Annotated in this window: 15 protein-coding genes and 5 tRNA genes; 1 reads left to right on the top strand and 19 read right to left on the bottom strand. The window is 58.0% G+C overall.

What is annotated here, in order from left to right; genetic code table 11:
• Nucleotides 1-33: 33 nt before the first annotated feature.
• The 19 genes from HKD46_RS12920 to ruvA form a co-directional block, all read right to left on the bottom strand.
• Nucleotides 34-109 (bottom strand) — tRNA-Lys (locus HKD46_RS12920).
• Between the two features lie 48 nt (nt 110-157).
• Nucleotides 158-233 (bottom strand) — tRNA-Val (locus HKD46_RS12925).
• Between the two features lie 19 nt (nt 234-252).
• A tRNA-Lys gene (locus HKD46_RS12930) sits at nt 253-328 on the bottom strand.
• Nucleotides 329-376: 48 nt separating this feature from the next.
• Nucleotides 377-452, bottom strand: a tRNA-Val gene (locus HKD46_RS12935).
• A 32-nt stretch (nt 453-484) separates the two neighbouring features.
• Nucleotides 485-560, bottom strand: a tRNA-Lys gene (locus tag HKD46_RS12940).
• Between the two features lie 174 nt (nt 561-734).
• Nucleotides 735-1,544: a tol-pal system protein YbgF gene (gene ybgF, locus HKD46_RS12945; protein ID WP_041211017.1), complete on the bottom strand. Its 810-nt coding sequence runs from the start codon at nt 1,542-1,544 to the stop codon at nt 735-737.
• 157 nt (nt 1,545-1,701) lie between these two features.
• Entirely contained in the window at nt 1,702-2,226 is a 525-nt protein-coding gene (gene pal / locus HKD46_RS12950) for a peptidoglycan-associated lipoprotein Pal (protein ID WP_010672877.1), read from the bottom strand.
• 48 nt (nt 2,227-2,274) lie between these two features.
• Complete coding sequence (gene tolB / locus HKD46_RS12955) at nt 2,275-3,600, bottom strand: Tol-Pal system beta propeller repeat protein TolB (protein WP_041211016.1); 1,326 nt, start codon at nt 3,598-3,600, stop codon at nt 2,275-2,277.
• A gap of 77 nt (nt 3,601-3,677) precedes the next feature.
• Nucleotides 3,678-4,808 (bottom strand): cell envelope integrity protein TolA, encoded by a 1,131-nt coding sequence (gene tolA / locus HKD46_RS12960; RefSeq protein ID WP_010672875.1) that lies wholly within the window; start codon nt 4,806-4,808, stop codon nt 3,678-3,680.
• A 5-nt stretch (nt 4,809-4,813) separates the two neighbouring features.
• A complete protein-coding gene (gene tolR, locus HKD46_RS12965; RefSeq protein ID WP_069784929.1) occupies nt 4,814-5,260 on the bottom strand; it encodes a protein TolR in 447 nt (148 codons plus the stop codon).
• Nucleotides 5,260-5,934, bottom strand: coding sequence for a protein TolQ (gene tolQ, locus HKD46_RS12970; protein ID WP_213320854.1), 675 nt, complete (start codon nt 5,932-5,934; stop codon nt 5,260-5,262). Before tolQ ends, tolR begins: the two co-directional genes overlap by 1 nt.
• A gap of 1 nt (nt 5,935) precedes the next feature.
• Entirely contained in the window at nt 5,936-6,343 is a 408-nt protein-coding gene (gene ybgC, locus HKD46_RS12975) for a tol-pal system-associated acyl-CoA thioesterase (protein ID WP_010672872.1), read from the bottom strand.
• A gap of 286 nt (nt 6,344-6,629) precedes the next feature.
• Nucleotides 6,630-6,941, bottom strand: a complete 312-nt coding sequence (locus tag HKD46_RS12980) for a cyd operon YbgE family protein (protein ID WP_039039483.1) — start codon at nt 6,939-6,941, stop codon at nt 6,630-6,632.
• Nucleotides 6,928-7,044, bottom strand: coding sequence for a cytochrome bd-I oxidase subunit CydX (cydX, locus tag HKD46_RS12985; protein WP_005331536.1), 117 nt, complete (start codon nt 7,042-7,044; stop codon nt 6,928-6,930). The genes HKD46_RS12980 and cydX overlap by 14 nt, the downstream gene beginning before the upstream one ends.
• 14 nt (nt 7,045-7,058) lie before the next feature.
• Nucleotides 7,059-8,195, bottom strand: a complete 1,137-nt coding sequence (cydB, locus tag HKD46_RS12990) for a cytochrome d ubiquinol oxidase subunit II (RefSeq protein ID WP_010672870.1) — start codon at nt 8,193-8,195, stop codon at nt 7,059-7,061.
• 12 nt (nt 8,196-8,207) lie between these two features.
• On the bottom strand, nt 8,208-9,764 hold the full coding sequence (gene cydA / locus HKD46_RS12995; RefSeq protein WP_171865501.1) for a cytochrome ubiquinol oxidase subunit I: 1,557 nt from the start codon (nt 9,762-9,764) through the stop codon (nt 8,208-8,210).
• A gap of 686 nt (nt 9,765-10,450) precedes the next feature.
• Nucleotides 10,451-10,693 carry a hypothetical protein gene (locus HKD46_RS13000; RefSeq protein WP_029313687.1) on the bottom strand — a complete coding sequence of 81 codons (243 nt, stop codon included), beginning with the start codon at nt 10,691-10,693 and terminating at the stop codon, nt 10,451-10,453.
• 10 nt (nt 10,694-10,703) lie between these two features.
• A complete protein-coding gene (gene ruvB / locus HKD46_RS13005) occupies nt 10,704-11,714 on the bottom strand; it encodes a Holliday junction branch migration DNA helicase RuvB (RefSeq protein WP_041211014.1) in 1,011 nt (336 codons plus the stop codon).
• Nucleotides 11,715-11,722: 8 nt separating this feature from the next.
• Nucleotides 11,723-12,337 carry a Holliday junction branch migration protein RuvA gene (ruvA, locus tag HKD46_RS13010; RefSeq protein WP_010672867.1) on the bottom strand — a complete coding sequence of 205 codons (615 nt, stop codon included), beginning with the start codon at nt 12,335-12,337 and terminating at the stop codon, nt 11,723-11,725.
• Nucleotides 12,338-12,569: 232 nt separating this feature from the next.
• Between ruvA and HKD46_RS13015 the strand changes: the two genes are divergently transcribed.
• Nucleotides 12,570-14,579 (top strand): methyl-accepting chemotaxis protein, encoded by a 2,010-nt coding sequence (locus HKD46_RS13015; RefSeq protein ID WP_171865502.1) that lies wholly within the window; start codon nt 12,570-12,572, stop codon nt 14,577-14,579.
• Nucleotides 14,580-14,594: the final 15 nt, after the last annotated feature.

A 14,594-nucleotide genomic window follows, 5' to 3' on the forward strand; every position in this document is an offset into this window, starting at 1 on the left:
TGAGCTAAACGACCTGGGATTCAATGTTCAGAGTGGTGGGTCGTGTAGGGTTCGAACCTACGACCAATTGATTAAGAGTCAACTGCTCTACCGACTGAGCTAACGACCCACATCCTGAACCTTTCACCAACCGCATGTGGCGGCCAGTGTTACAACATGGTGGTCGTTACTGGGCTCGAACCAGTGACCCCCTCCTTGTAAGGGAGGTGCTCTCCCAGCTGAGCTAAACGACCTGGGATTCAATGTTCAGAGTGGTGGGTCGTGTAGGGTTCGAACCTACGACCAATTGATTAAGAGTCAACTGCTCTACCGACTGAGCTAACGACCCACATCCTGAACCTTTCACGAACCGCATGTGGCGGCCAGTGTTACAACATGGTGGTCGTTACTGGGCTCGAACCAGTGACCCCCTCCTTGTAAGGGAGGTGCTCTCCCAGCTGAGCTAAACGACCTGGGAATATTGTCTTCACCTGCTGTGAAGAAATGGTGGGTCGTGCTGGATTCGAACCAGCGACCAATTGATTAAAAGTCAACTGCTCTACCGACTGAGCTAACGACCCTCACCACGACCAGTGCCGACTGCATTACTGCTCCGGCTCTGACGGCGGCCTATATTACGGATTTATCATCCTGGCGCAATAGAAAAATCTTAAATTAAATCTGATTGTTCACTGCGCATACAAAGCACGGCGGTATTTACAAGAGTGTTACGAAAACAGTGACATGCAGCAATGTCACAGCTTGGCCAGACTCTGTTTGGCCAGCTGGGCCGGCGAGGTGTTGGGGTAACCCTTGATCACCTGCTCATAGAAGGCCTTGGCCTCTGCTTTCTTGCCGTCAAGCTGGGCGAGCATGCCGAGTTTCAGCAGGGCATCGGCCCGCTTGGGTGACTTGCTGTATTTGTTCGCCACCGTGGAAAACTGGCTCGCGGCCCCCGCCCTGTCACCCTTGTTGAACATCAGCTGGCCGAGCCAGTAGTGGGCATTGGGAACATAGCTGGAGTTCGGGAACTGCTTGATGAACCCTTCGAAGGCAGGAATGGCCTTGTCGTAGTTCTTCTCCTTGAGCACCATGTTCACGGCTGCGTCGTAGGCCTGGTTCTCATCCTGGTTGGTGGAGTAGTTGGCAGCCGCGGCAGGAGGCGTTGCAGCACCTGCAGCAGGTGTTGCGGGCGCGGCGGCAGGCTGGCTGTTGGCCACCTTGTCGAGCTCTTGGTAGAGTTGGCGCTGGCGCTCCTGGGACTGCTCCATCTGGTAGGTCTGCTGTTCCAGCTGACCACGCAGCTCGGAGACCTCCCCTTGCAGGGAGTCGACCTGTTGCTGCAGTTCGGCCTGCAGACGCAGACGGGCGTTGAGGGTACGCTCCAGCAGAGCAACCCGGTCTTCCAGGCTGCCGGTCGGTACGATGGCACCATTGTTGCCGCTCAGCACTACGCCGCTGCTGCCAGAATCCCCGCTCAGATCGCTCACGGGTGCTGCCGCTTGCGCATTCAAAGCAACCAACACGGCCAGCGCAACACCAGCTTGCTTGTACACAGATTTCATTCGGATCAAACCTTAGCGTTTAGTGCAAATAAAACGGCCAGCGCATAGTCGCTCGCTGATACAGATTTCATTCGGATCAAACCTTGACGTTTAGTGCAAATAAAACGGCCATCGAAATGGCCGCTTGCATATAAACGAACTTCGTTCGACTCAAACCTTAGTAAACCAGGACCGCACGGCGGTTCTTGGCAAAGGCTTCCTCGGTGTGGGACAGATCCAGCGGCTTCTCTTCGCCATAGCTGACGATGGAGAGCTGCTCGGCCTGCACACCCAGGGTTTGCAGATACTTGGCAACAGCCTTGGCACGACGCTCACCCAGCGCGATGTTGTATTCCGGCGTACCGCGCTCGTCGGCGTGGCCTTCGATCAGTACCTTGACGCTCGGACGTTCACGCAGGTAGCTGGCGTGGGCATCCAGCAGGTCGGCGTACTGACCCTGAATGTCGTAACCATCGTACGGGAAGTAGATCACGTTGTCGCGTTGCAGCGCTTCGAACTTCTGACGCATCTGCTCTTCCGGGGACAACATGCCGTTGGCGCCGCCGGTTTGTACACCGCCCATGCCGTCGGTCATGCCGGACTCGGCGCCAGCGGCGTCGGAGTCGGAAGAGGAGCTACAGGCAGCCAGGGTGAACAGTGGCAGTGCGATGGCCAGACCCTTGAGCAGTTTATTGAGTTGCATGCTATTTCCTTAAACCTTTATAACAAAACAAAAAACAATCGATTTTTATCAATTCAAGAAGGGCGACCAAGCTGGTGCACGAATTTCACCGCTACTGGTCGGAAGCACTGCCTTGAAGCGACCGTCGGTCGACACCAATGCAAGACTCTTACGACCCTGATAGATGGTGGCATAAATGATCATGCTGCCATTGGGAGCCACACTTGGCGATTCATCCAGAGCACTCTGGGTCAGTACCAGCATGGCTCCATTTTCCATATCCTGGCGAGCGATGCGATATTGTCCCTGAACCCGGGTCACCATCACCATGGACTTGCCGTCCGGTGTGATGGATGCCCCCTGGTTGGAATCCCCTTCCCAGGTCATCCGGCGAGTCATGCCAGTCGCCAAATTTACGCTATAAATCTGGGGTTTGCCACCACGTTCAGAGGTGAACAGCAAAGTTTGACCGTCCGGCATCCAGGAGGGTTCGGTGTCGATGGTGCGGTTATTTGTGACTCGAGTGAGTTGCTTGCTAGCAACATCAACGACATAGATGTCAGGCTGCCCATCTTTGGACAGAACAATAGCCAAACGACGACCATCCGGAGACCACTCCGGCGCACCGTTGATGCCACGGAAGCTGGTGATCAGACTGCGCTGCTGGGTGTAGATGTCCTGCACATAGATCTCGGACTTCTGGTTCTCGAAGCTCACGTAAGCCAGCTTGCTGCCATCCGGCGACCAGGCCGGGGACATCAGGGGTTCACGGGAGCGCAGCAGAGTCTTCTCGTTGTAGCCGTCGTAGTCGGAGATCCGCAGCTGATACGGGAACTGGGTGCCCTGCTGCACGGAGACATAGGCCAGACGAGTCAGGAAGGCACCACGCTCACCGGTCAGACGCTCGTAGACGATGTCGGAGATGCGGTGGGCAAACTGGCGCATCTGCGCACCCGGGATGGTCGCCATGCGGCTGTCCAGGATGTAACCGTTCGCCTCACCGCCCTGGGTCTTGGCCAGCTGGCCTTTCAGGACGTCGACCAGCTCGAAGTTGATCTTGTAGGTGCCATCACCCACGGCGGCGATGGAGCCGACCACCACGGCTTCGACTCCCTGGGAAGCCCAGGGTGCGAAGTTGATCTCGCCGCTGGAGCTCGGCGTCTGCGGCATCTGGCCACGGGCCAGCGGCTTGAACTTGCCGCTGCGCATCAGGTCGTTGGAGACCACTTCTGCGATATCCTGCGGCAACTGGCCATTGCCCTCCCACTTGAAGGGAGCGATGGCGATGGGACGTGCACTGTCGATACCGCCGGTGATGACGATATCCAAGGCCGCCTGAGCACTCTGGCCCAGCAACAAACAGCCAACCAAAGCAAAAAACACTTTTCTTATCATGGCTTAAACTCTCAGTTCCAATTTGAGACTCAGTTCTCTGATCAACAACCCTTGCCAATCAAAGCAGAAACACTCTCTTAAATCGTTGGCGCTAGCTGAAGGCGTAGATCCTTCATCAATTCGAATGCCGCCGGATCCTTCGGCACCGGCAACTGGTTGGCCTTCAGCACCGCCGCCTTGCCGGAGCGGCAGACCGCCGGATCACCCTGACCGTTGTCCACCGAGATGACGAAGCCGCTACTGGCCAACTTGACACCGATAGTACATGTTTTGCCCCGCATGGTGGGATCCAAAATCATGTAGCGCTCGACCGTGGCCTTGATGAGGGCGGCATACTTGTCGACTTCGCCCTTGGCGGCTGCCGATGCTGCCTGACTGCGCGCATTGGCCTCGGCGGCCAGCTGCTGCTCCATCATGGCTTCCATCTCTTTTTGCAACTTGGCCTCTTCGGCCGCCTTGCGCTTGCGCTCCGCCTCAATCTTGGCCTTTCTGTCGGCCTCGGCCTTCGCCTTCTTCTCTGCGTCAGCTTTTGCCTTCTTGTCAGCCTCTTCCTTCGCCTTCTTCTCGGCCTCGGCCTTGGCTTTCTTCTCGGCTTCCGCCTTCGCCTTTTTCTCGGCTTCGGCCTTGGCCTTCTTCTCGGCTTCCGCTTTCTTGGCCTTGGCCTCTTCCGCCTTTGCCTTCTCTTCAGCCTGCTTCTTCTCCAGCTCTTCTTTTTTCTTCTTGAGCGCCAGCGCCTTGGCCTCTTCCGCCGCCTTGCGTTCGGCTTCGGCCTTCTTGGTCTTCTGCTCTTCCAGCTTGCGGGCTTCCTCGGCTTTCTGGGCCTTCTCTTCCGCCTGCTTCTGTTCAGCCTCTTTCTTCTGCTTGTCGGCTTCGGCCTTGCGGGTCGCCTCTTCGGCCTGCTTGCGCTTGGTCTCGGCGATACGCAGACGCTCCTGCTCCTGTGCCAGCTCGCGTTTGACGCGCTCAGCGTCTTCCTTGTCCTTCTGCTGCTGTGCAGCCTTGGGCTGGGCCTGCTTCTGCTGCTGGACCTGCTGCATCTGCTGCTCCAGCATTTCGCTGTCCATCATGACCGCATTGACGATCTGTCCCTTGGACTCGGGGCGCTTGGGTTTACTGAAGTCGACACCGACCAGCAGGATGATGCCGATGATCAGATGCAGCAGCAGCGACGCGACGAGATAACCGGAAATACCACGCTTCACATCCATCTCCGTCAGTTCACCGGATCCGTCATCAGACCAACCTGAGGCACACCGGCTTTCTTGAGGGCCACCATCAGCAGGATCACCTCCTCGTAGCGCACGGACTTGTCACCGGCGACCACCACAGGCGCGTTCTGGTTGATGGCCAGATAGCCCATAGCCTTCTCGGTGATGTACTGCTGCATCGCCTCTGGTGTGCCGCTCGGTACGGGTTCGTCATCCGCCTCGCCGGCCTTGATGACGTACTCACCCTCGGTATTGACGCTGACGATGAAAGGCGGCTTGGCGTCTTCCGGCAACTGCTCGGACTCCGCCTGGGGCAGGTCGACCTTGACCCCCTGCGTGATCACGGGCGTGACCGCCATGAAGATGATGAGCAGCACCAGCATGACGTCGATATAGGGCACCACGTTGATCTCGGCGACCTTCTTGCGTTTGAGCCGCTGATAGGTTTGCATTACTTCTCACCCTGCTGTGCGATTTGGCGGTTCAGAATGGTGGTGAACTCGTCCATGAAGTTGGCGTAGGCGTTTTCCAGCCGTTCGACCTTGTTGGTGAAGCGGTTGTAGAAGATAACGGCCGGGATGGCGGCAAACAGACCCATGGCGGTGGCGATCAGCGCCTCCGCGATACCCGGTGCCACCATCTGCAGGGTCGCCTGCTGAACCTGACCCAGAGCGATAAAAGCGTTCATGATCCCCCAGACGGTACCGAACAGACCGATATAGGGGCTGATGGAGCCGATGGTCGCCAAGACCGGCAGGTTGGACTCGAGATCGTCCACTGCTCGGGACAGGGAGACGCGCATGGCACGATAGGTACCGTCCATCACCGCATCCTGACCACGGGCACCGGCCTTGAGCAGGCGGGCATACTCCTTGAAGCCGGAGTAGAAGATGTCTTCCATGCCTTCGATGTCGTCACGACGGGAGGAGGACTCCTGGTAGAGACGATTGAGGTCGACCCCGGACCAGAATCTGTCTTCAAACTGCTCCGAGGCGAGGTTGGCCGCCTTGATGGCCTTGGAGCGCTGGATGATCAGCGCCCAGGAGACGACCGACATGCCCATCAGGGTCATCATGACCAGTTTCACCAACAGACTGGCTTGCCAGAACAGGCCAATAAACGAAATTTCAGCGTGCACTTAACAGCACTCCCTTGATTTTTTCAGGTATTGCAACAGGTTTCATTTGCGGATGACTGACACAGGCGATCTGTACCATGGCCTGAGTGATCAGCCGTCCATCAGCCGCCAGGATCTGCTGTGAAAAACGCATGGAAGCGCGTTTCACTTCAGTTACTTGCGTCATTACGGTCAGCAGTTCATTGAAGCGGGCCGCCGCGCGGAAGTCGATTTCGGTGCGACTCACCACAAACGCGATCCCCGCCTGCAGCAGGACATCCTGTTCGATGCCGCCTGCGCGCAGGAATTCGGTGCGGGCCCGTTCCATAAACTTGAGATAATTGGCGTTGTAGACGATGCCTCCGGCATCCGTGTCTTCGTAGTAGACACGCACCGGAAACTCAGAGACTTCCCCCATAAAAATCTGTGATCCATTCGACAGTCAGATGGGGGGCTATCATAGCGCAGGGCTGAATAGGAAAGAAGCAGGGGGAGACAGGGAAATCCCCTCTCTCCCTGTTTTTTATGGCGTGCTGCGGCGCCGACAGGCCGAAGACCACAGGGCTGTCAGCATCGCAAGAAAAGCGGAAAAGAGAAGTGGCTGCGAGCGGCGTGACGAACGAGGTTCTGTCGCTCTGACCGGGCGACGGCACGCCCCTCAAAAAAGAAGAAGGAGGTGGGCTGATGCCGACCTCCTTCATCATTTATGGCAGGTAGTAGCTGCTGGTCAGCCAGAGCCCGCAGAGCAGGCTGGGCAGGGCGAGCCAGGGGAAGAACAGCACGCGACCCACCAGGCTGCGCGGGTGAAACCCCAGTCCATGCATGACACCGCAACAGACCGCCCACATCAGCCAGGGCGCAAGCCAGAGGCCGTGCTCACTGGTATTGGCCGCGACCAGGTTGGGCGCCTGCAAGATGGCGACAGCCAGCAGGGCCGCCGCCAGCAGCATCAGACCTTGCCATGGCTGGCGCTCCAGAGGAGCGGCCAGCCGGGCGAGCCTGTCACTTGTCTTCATCAATCTGACGATCCAGGTTCTCGGTGTGCTCCAGCCAGAGCGCATTGATAATCCCAAACGCACAGGCCAGCAGCAGCCCAAGGATCCAGGTGAAATACCACATATCAGGGCACCTTCTTAGTAGAGCGATTGTTGGTTGTCTTCGATGTGCTTGTTACTCACCCGGCCGAACATCTTGATGTAGGTCCAGATGGTGTAAGCCAGCACGGTCGGCACGAAGACGACTGCGACTACCGTCATCACCTTGAGGGTGTTGAAGGAGGCGGTGGAATCCCACATGGTCAGGCTCTGGGACGGCTCGAGGCTCGAGGGCATCACGAACGGGAACATGGAGAAGCCCGCGGTCAGGATGATGCCGGCGATGGCCAGGGAGGAGAACAGGAACGCCACCCAACCCTTGTCCAGCTTGGCCGCCACGGCGGTCAGCAGACACATCACCAGACCCAGCACGGGTGCGGCAATCATCCAGGGATAGAGGTTGTAGTTCTGCATCCAGGCACCGGCCTGCACCACCACTTCCTTGTGAAGGGGGTTGGTGACGGCGTCGGTGGCGACGGAGCCCACAATCACATAACCATCCATGCCGCTCACCCAGACACCGGCCAGGGCGAACAGCACCAGGGTCAGCAGGGAGAAGATCATGGCGGCGGTGCGAGAGCGCGCCAGCACTTCACCTTCGGTCTTCATCATCAGCCAGGTTGCACCCTGGGTGATGATCATGAAGAGGCTCACCAGACCGGCCAGCAGGCCGAACGGATTGAGCAGACCGAAGAAGTTGCCGTGATAGGTCATCATCAGGAACTGGTTGAAGCTGAACGGTACACCCTGCAGCAGGTTGCCGAACGCCACCCCGAAGATGACAGGGGGAATGGCGCTACCGGCAAACAGAGCCCAGTCCCAGTTGGAGCGCCACTTGGCATCTTCCTGCAAGGAGCGGTACTTGAAGCCGACCGGACGGAAGAACAGCGCCATCAGGGTCAGGATCATGGCGATGTAGAAGCCGGAGAAGGCCGCCGCATAGACCATGGGCCAGGCGGCAAACAGGGCACCACCGGCGGTCACCAGCCAGACCTGGTTGCCTTCCCAATGCGGCCCCATGGTGTTGAGCATCACGCGACGCTCCACATCCTTCTTGCCGACGAAGGGGAGCAGGGCGCCCACCCCCATATCGAAACCGTCGGTGATGGCAAACCCGATCAGCAGCACGCCGACCAGCACCCACCAGACCAGACGCAACAGTTCGTAATCAAACATGGGTCACTCTCCTTATGCCTTGCTCTGTTCGAAGTGGTACTTGCCCGTCTTCAGGCTGCTTGGGCCCAGGCGCGCATACTTGAACATCAGGTACATCTCGATGATCAGCAGTACGGTGTAGAACAGGAAGATCCCGATCAGAGAGAACCAGATCTCGGACGCAGGAATGTTGGATGCAGAGACATAAGTCGGCAGCATCTCGGCGATGGTCCAGGGTTGACGACCATATTCAGCGACAAACCAGCCCGCCTCGATGGCGATCCAGGGCAGCGGAATGCCGTACAGCAGCGCCTTGAGCAGCCACTTGCGCTCGCCGATCTTGTGGCGGGTGCTGTCATAGAAGGCCAGACCGATCAGCACCAGCATCAGGATGCCGCAGGCGACCATGATGCGGAAGGCGAAGAACAGCGGCAGTACCTGCGGGATGGAGTCATCCACGGCGGCCTTGATCTGCTCGTCGGTGGCGTCGGTCACGTTGGGGGTGTAACGCTTGAGCAGCAGACCGTAGCCCAGATCCTGCTTCACTTCGTCGAAGCGGGCGCGGGTATCGTCGGACTTGTCACCGGATTGCAGCTTGGTCAGCAGGTCGTAGGCGGTCATGCCGTTGCGCACGCGCAGCTCATGCTCGCTCTTGAGATCCTTGAGACCAGTCACCTGACCGTCCAGGGAACGGGTGGCAATGATGCCGAGGGCATAGGGGATCTTGATGGCGTAGTCGGTGCGCATCTCCTCCTGGTTCGGGATCCCGAACAGGGTGAAGGATGCCGGAGCCGGCTCCGTGTTCCACTCAGCCTCGATGGCTGCCAGTTTCACCTTCTGCACTTCCCCGGTCTCGTAGCCGGACTCGTCACCCAGCACCAGCACGGAAAGGATGGAGGCCATGCCGAACGCGGCCGCGATGGCGAAGGAGCGACGAGCGAACGCCACATCACGATTCTTCAGCAGGTAATAGGAGGAGATCCCGAGCACGAACATGGCGCCCGTGGTATAGCCTGCCGCCACGGTGTGGACGAACTTGACCTGGGCAACCGGGTTGAACACCAGGTCGGCGAAGCTCACCATCTCCATGCGCATGGATTCGAAGTTGAACTCGGCACCCACCGGGTTCTGCATCCAGCCGTTGGCGACCAGGATCCACAGTGCGGAGAGGTTGGTCCCGAGCGCCATCAGCCAGGTAGCCGCCAGGTGCTGGTGCTTGCTGAGACGATCCCAACCGAAGAAGAACATACCGACGAAGGTGGACTCCAGGAAGAAGGCCATCAAACCTTCGATGGCCAGCGGGGCCCCGAAGATGTCGCCAACATAGTGGGAGTAGTAAGCCCAGTTGGTACCGAACTGAAACTCCATGGTGAGCCCGGTGGTAACCCCGAGGGCAAAGTTGATACCAAACAACTTGCCCCAGAACTTGGTCATGTCCCGGTACACTGTGTTGTTGGTCATCACATAGACAGACTCCATGATCGCCAGGATGAAGGCCATCCCCAGCGTCAAGGGTACAAACAGGAAGTGATAAAGGGCCGTCGCAGCAAATTGGAACCGCGATAGGTCTACCACATGCTCAGCAATCATGATGTTTCCTCACCGATTATTGGCACGGCTATTTTAAGTTTTAAGGACAAAGCTTCCATTGGAAGTCCCCGAACGGTCGGTCACCCCTCACGGACTGACCGGATTCGACTGCCACCACATTAACAACAAGGCAATATGCAGGAACAAAAAAAGCTAATGTTTAACATCTAATAAACAATAACCAGGGTTCTATTCCCGCCTATAATGATCGCTGTTTTATATCACCTTTATTTGATTGAAATCAATGTAAAACCACCCTCAATACATGTTTTTTCAAGGTAACTTATGGGGCTTTTCCCATTAATTATGGGAGCTTCATCACAAAAAACACCAAGTCGTAAATAATTGATTTAAATCAATTTTATGACACACCTAAATAGTTTCAATTCTGTTAAACAAATACGCAACCCCGGAAATAAAGCCCTCGCGTCTCGATTATTTCAATAAATGGCCAGGCTCATCCAAAAATCAATTTAAACCCAGTAAAAACACATGTTTATGCGGATTGACACCCCCACCAAAATCATTAGTTTATCTAATCAAAAGCCCATAGATTTTCTTGTTTGTCCCACCCGGAAAGAGCTCCTACAATGCGCCTCGCAGTGAGGGCATACCTCTGAATACAGGCCGGTCATTCCGGGTTCCCGGTACGTATTCGATGAACATTTCGAACCTGTTTGTTGGGATTAATGATGAAAAAGTTTGTTGCCAAGACCATCCGTTACTACAAGCTTTCTTTCGTTCAACTCTATCAAATGAACCGACTCTGAAGCCTCGCGACGGCTCCTCTGTTTTTTCCCGACCGGTCTGCAGACGCGCTCACTGTCTGTGAACATCCATCCTGAATTGTCTTTGCCCACCGCCTGTGCCGTGGGCTTTTTTTTGCCCGCAAAACAAAAAGCCGCCTCAAGGGCGGCTTTTTGGTTCATATCGCAACGTCTACTGATCTGCCGGTCGTTCCAGGCCAAAGTGTGCGTAGGCTCTCTGAGTTGCGATCCGCCCTCTGGGTGTACGTTGCAGATAGCCTTGCTGGATCAGATAAGGTTCCAGCACGTCTTCTATGGTGTCCTTCTCCTCACCGATGGCGGCGGCCAGGTTGTCGAGCCCGACAGGCCCCCCCATAAACTTGTCGATGACGGCCAACAATAGCTTGCGATCCATGAAGTCGAAACCTTCATTGTCCACGTCCAGCATGTCCATAGCACGGGCCGCAATGGGTCCGTCAATTCGCCCGTCAGACTTCACCTGGGCAAAATCTCGTACCCGCCTTAACAAACGGTTAGCAATGCGCGGTGTCCCCCGGGAGCGACGGGCTACCTCGAGAGCGCCGTCTTCCGTCATGTCGAGCCCGAGGCAGCGGGCGCTGCGAGAGACGATGTCGGTCAGGTCCTTGACGTTGTAAAACTCGAGGCGCTGCACGATGCCAAACCGGTCACGCAGGGGGCTGGTGAGGGAGCCGGCCCGGGTGGTGGCACCGATCAGGGTGAAGGGAGGGAGATCGAGCTTGATGGAGCGGGCCGCCGGCCCCTCCCCTATCATGATGTCGAGCTGATAATCCTCCATGGCCGGGTAGAGCACCTCCTCCACCACCGGGCTGAGACGGTGGATCTCGTCGATGAAGAGCACATCGTTCGGTTCCAGGTTGGTGAGGAGCGCCGCCAGATCGCCGGCCTTCTCCAGCACGGGGCCCGAGGTGGTCTTGATGTTGACCCCCATCTCGTTGGCGACGATGTTGGCCAGCGTGGTCTTGCCAAGGCCGGGAGGCCCGAAGATCAGCAGATGATCGAGGGCCTCCCCGCGCTGGCGGGCGGCCTCGATGAAGATCTCCATCTGATCGCAGACGTGATCCTGTCCGGTGTAATCGGCCAGCTTTCTGGGCCGGATGGCCCGATCGATGATCTCGTCCTCACGGGCGGCACCGGCCGAGATGAGGCGATCCGCTTCAATCATTGTCTACCTCACACCAGGCTGCGCAGGGATTCACGAATGATCTCCTCTACCGACATGCCGTCGGCGGCCACCTTGCTGACGATCTGGCTGGCCTGCTGCGGCTTGTAGCCGAGGGCCACCAGTGCACTGGCCGCTTCCTCACTCGCATCCGGGGCACGCAGCGGGCTCTCTTTCGCGGGCAGGGTGATTTCGGCCGGGGAGAAGAGATCGTGGCTGACCCAGCCCTTGAGGCGGTCTTTCATCTCCACCACCAGGCGCTCGGCGGTCTTCTTGCCCACGCCGGGCAACTTGACCAGGGAGCTTATCTCCTCGCGCTCAACGCTCATCACAAACTGGGTGGCCGTCATGCCGGAGAGAATGGCCAGGGCCAGCTTGGGGCCGACCCCGTTGGTCTTGATCAGCTCGCGAAACAGCGCCCGCTCCTGCTTGTGGTTGAAGCCGTAGAGCAGCTGGGCATCTTCACGCACCACAAAGTGGGTGTGAATGACGGCCTCCTTCCCGAGTTCGGGCAGATCATAGAAGCAGCTCATGGGCATATGAACCTCATATCCCACCCCTCCGACTTCCAGCAACACCTCGGGGGGTTGCTTCTCGATGATGACGCCTCTCAAGCGACCGATCATGTTCTTTTCCTCGCCACGCAGACTCTCGCAAATTGGGTCATAGCATAAAGAATAACTGGATAAGTATCCAGCATAGGTCCATGCAGATCATGGGATGACCAGCTCTTCATACCCGGCCATTTCCCTCGTTCAGAACACAGTCTGTCACTTTATTTTCCATCGGGGATGGCACATCTTCGTCATTGATTGAACACTGAAATGGTCTTGTTCGGCACCATGGAAGGCTTGAATCATGAAAATCGTCACCACATCCAACCTCGGACTCACCATTCTGCTCGGCTGCACCTTGGGCATGGGGGCGATCGGCTGGTATGGCAGCCAGCGGCTGGCTGATCTGCTCTCCTACGTCCTGGGTGCCGCCTGGCAGACGGCAGATGGTGCTATGGAGGGCTCCATCGAACTCGGCAACCAGTCGCTCTATATCCAGAAAATGCTCTCGGGGATCCCCCTCGACGCACCGGAACTGCAACGGGCAAAAGAGGCGGCCAGCGACGCCTTGCGCCGGGTGGAGCAAGGCGGGCTCATCGATGGGGCGGCCATTACCACACTGAAGCAGCATGAGCAGACCTATCAGCAAGAGCAGGCACAGCTGCTGACACTCTATCGCACCTTCACGAGCGCCGATGAGGCGCTGCGTGCCAGTTCGGAACGCATGTCACGCCTCTCGACTAGGCTGGAGGTGATCGGTGACGAGGCCGTCGAGAGCCTCACCCGCTCACCGGATCAGGCCATCAGCTGGAACGGCGGCCTCGCGACCCGCTGGCAGGCGGCCGATGGCGGCATGGAGGCCAACATCGGATTCCTGCGCCAGCTCTATGCGCTGGAGAAGATGCAGAGCGAAGGCCCTACTCCTGCCATCCAGGCCGAGCTGGCACAAGCCACCCGCTTCTATCAGGACGCGGTTGACGGCATGCTGGCAACCGGCCAGTTCGATGTGCCCGGTGACGGGGAGTTTGCAGGCCAAATGCTCTCCACCCAGTATCGCGCCCTGCAAGCCGACAATGCCCGCCTGATCCGTGAATGGACCACAGCCCTGAGCGCTTATCAGAACCAGCTGGCCCGTTACGAACACAGTGCCGACCAGCTCAGGCTGGCTCTGGTCGAGGTCGAGGCCCAGGGGGACGCCACCGTCGAGGATCAGGTTCACCAGCTCAACGCCATCATCGACTACACCAGGGGACTCATCCTGGGGGGCTTGCTGCTCAGCCTGCTGATCGTCACCTGCTGCGGCTTCTGGCTGGTGCGCACCATTGTTCGCCCGCTACTCCAGGTCGACAAGCGCATGCAGGACATCGCCGCCGGGGAAGGAGATCTCAATGCCCGCATCAACCTCTCACGCGACGACGAGATTGGCTCCCTGGCCGGCAGCGTGGATCGCTTCATCGAGAAGCTGCAGAAGATGATCAGCGCCACCATGGACAACAACCAGCACATCAACCAGCACGTGCACACCTCGGTCAACCGGGTCCAGGCCATCAGCCAGAGCAGCCGCCAGACCGCAGCGCATGCCCAGGCGCTGCACCACGACAGCGAGCAGATGGTGCAGGTGGCCACCACCATCTCGGACAACTGCAACCTGGCGGCACACAACGCCAACGAGGTGCGCCAGCTCACCACGCAAAGCAGCCAGTATGTCTCCTCCGCCACCGCCGGCATGCAGCGGGTGGTCATGGAGGTGGGTGAATGTGCCACCGCCATCAACGCCCTCAAGGAGCAGGCAGGGCAGATTGGCCAGATCATCTCCACCATCAGCAATATCTCGGAGCAGACCAACCTGCTGGCACTCAATGCCGCCATCGAAGCCGCCCGGGCGGGCGAGATGGGGCGCGGTTTTGCCGTGGTGGCCGACGAGGTGCGCACCCTGGCCAATCGCACCGCCACCTCCAGTGCCGAGATAACGGATGTGATCAACAGCATCCAGCAGCAGACAGAGCAGGCTTATCTGATGATGCAACGCAACCTGAAAACCGTGGAATCGGGTATGGCGGACTCCGACAACACCAAGCAGATCCTGTTCAAGGTAGAAGAGGCCATCGATCAGCTCGCCGACATGGTGCAACAGGTGGCAGAGGCGACCAGCCAGCTCTCCCACACCCTGGGGCACACCACGGGCAAGGTTTCGGATATCAGCCTGCAGGCCCAGACGGGCGAACAGGAAGCCCAGGAGTGCCTGCAACTGGCCTCCTCCCTCCATCAGGCCAGCCAGCAGCAACAGCAGTTGCTGTCGCAATTTCGGGTCTAGTGCGGGCGGGGCAAG

This window comes from Aeromonas sp. TW 6, from assembly GCF_013168745.1.
GTDB classification, from domain to species: domain Bacteria; phylum Pseudomonadota; class Gammaproteobacteria; order Enterobacterales; family Aeromonadaceae; genus Aeromonas; species Aeromonas caviae.

Bases quoted from the DNA above. Each gene is read 5' to 3' on its own strand.
- ybgF (WP_041211017.1), bottom strand. From the start codon at position 1,544: ATGAAATCTGTGTACAAGCAAGCTGGTGTTGCGCTGGCCGTGTTGGTT.
- pal (WP_010672877.1), bottom strand. From the start codon at position 2,226: ATGCAACTCAATAAACTGCTCAAGGGTCTGGCCATCGCACTGCCACTG.
- tolB (WP_041211016.1), bottom strand. From the start codon at position 3,600: ATGATAAGAAAAGTGTTTTTTGCTTTGGTTGGCTGTTTGTTGCTGGGC.
- tolA (WP_010672875.1), bottom strand. From the start codon at position 4,808: ATGGATGTGAAGCGTGGTATTTCCGGTTATCTCGTCGCGTCGCTGCTG.
- tolR (WP_069784929.1), bottom strand. From the start codon at position 5,260: ATGCAAACCTATCAGCGGCTCAAACGCAAGAAGGTCGCCGAGATCAAC.
- ybgC (WP_010672872.1), bottom strand. From the start codon at position 6,343: ATGGGGGAAGTCTCTGAGTTTCCGGTGCGTGTCTACTACGAAGACACG.
- HKD46_RS12980 (WP_039039483.1), bottom strand. From the start codon at position 6,941: ATGAAGACAAGTGACAGGCTCGCCCGGCTGGCCGCTCCTCTGGAGCGC.
- cydX (WP_005331536.1), bottom strand. From the start codon at position 7,044: ATGTGGTATTTCACCTGGATCCTTGGGCTGCTGCTGGCCTGTGCGTTT.
- cydB (WP_010672870.1), bottom strand. From the start codon at position 8,195: ATGTTTGATTACGAACTGTTGCGTCTGGTCTGGTGGGTGCTGGTCGGC.
- cydA (WP_171865501.1), bottom strand. From the start codon at position 9,764: ATGATTGCTGAGCATGTGGTAGACCTATCGCGGTTCCAATTTGCTGCG.
- HKD46_RS13000 (WP_029313687.1), bottom strand. From the start codon at position 10,693: ATGAACCAAAAAGCCGCCCTTGAGGCGGCTTTTTGTTTTGCGGGCAAA.
- ruvB (WP_041211014.1), bottom strand. From the start codon at position 11,714: ATGATTGAAGCGGATCGCCTCATCTCGGCCGGTGCCGCCCGTGAGGAC.
- ruvA (WP_010672867.1), bottom strand. From the start codon at position 12,337: ATGATCGGTCGCTTGAGAGGCGTCATCATCGAGAAGCAACCCCCCGAG.
- HKD46_RS13015 (WP_171865502.1), top strand. From the start codon at position 12,570: ATGAAAATCGTCACCACATCCAACCTCGGACTCACCATTCTGCTCGGC.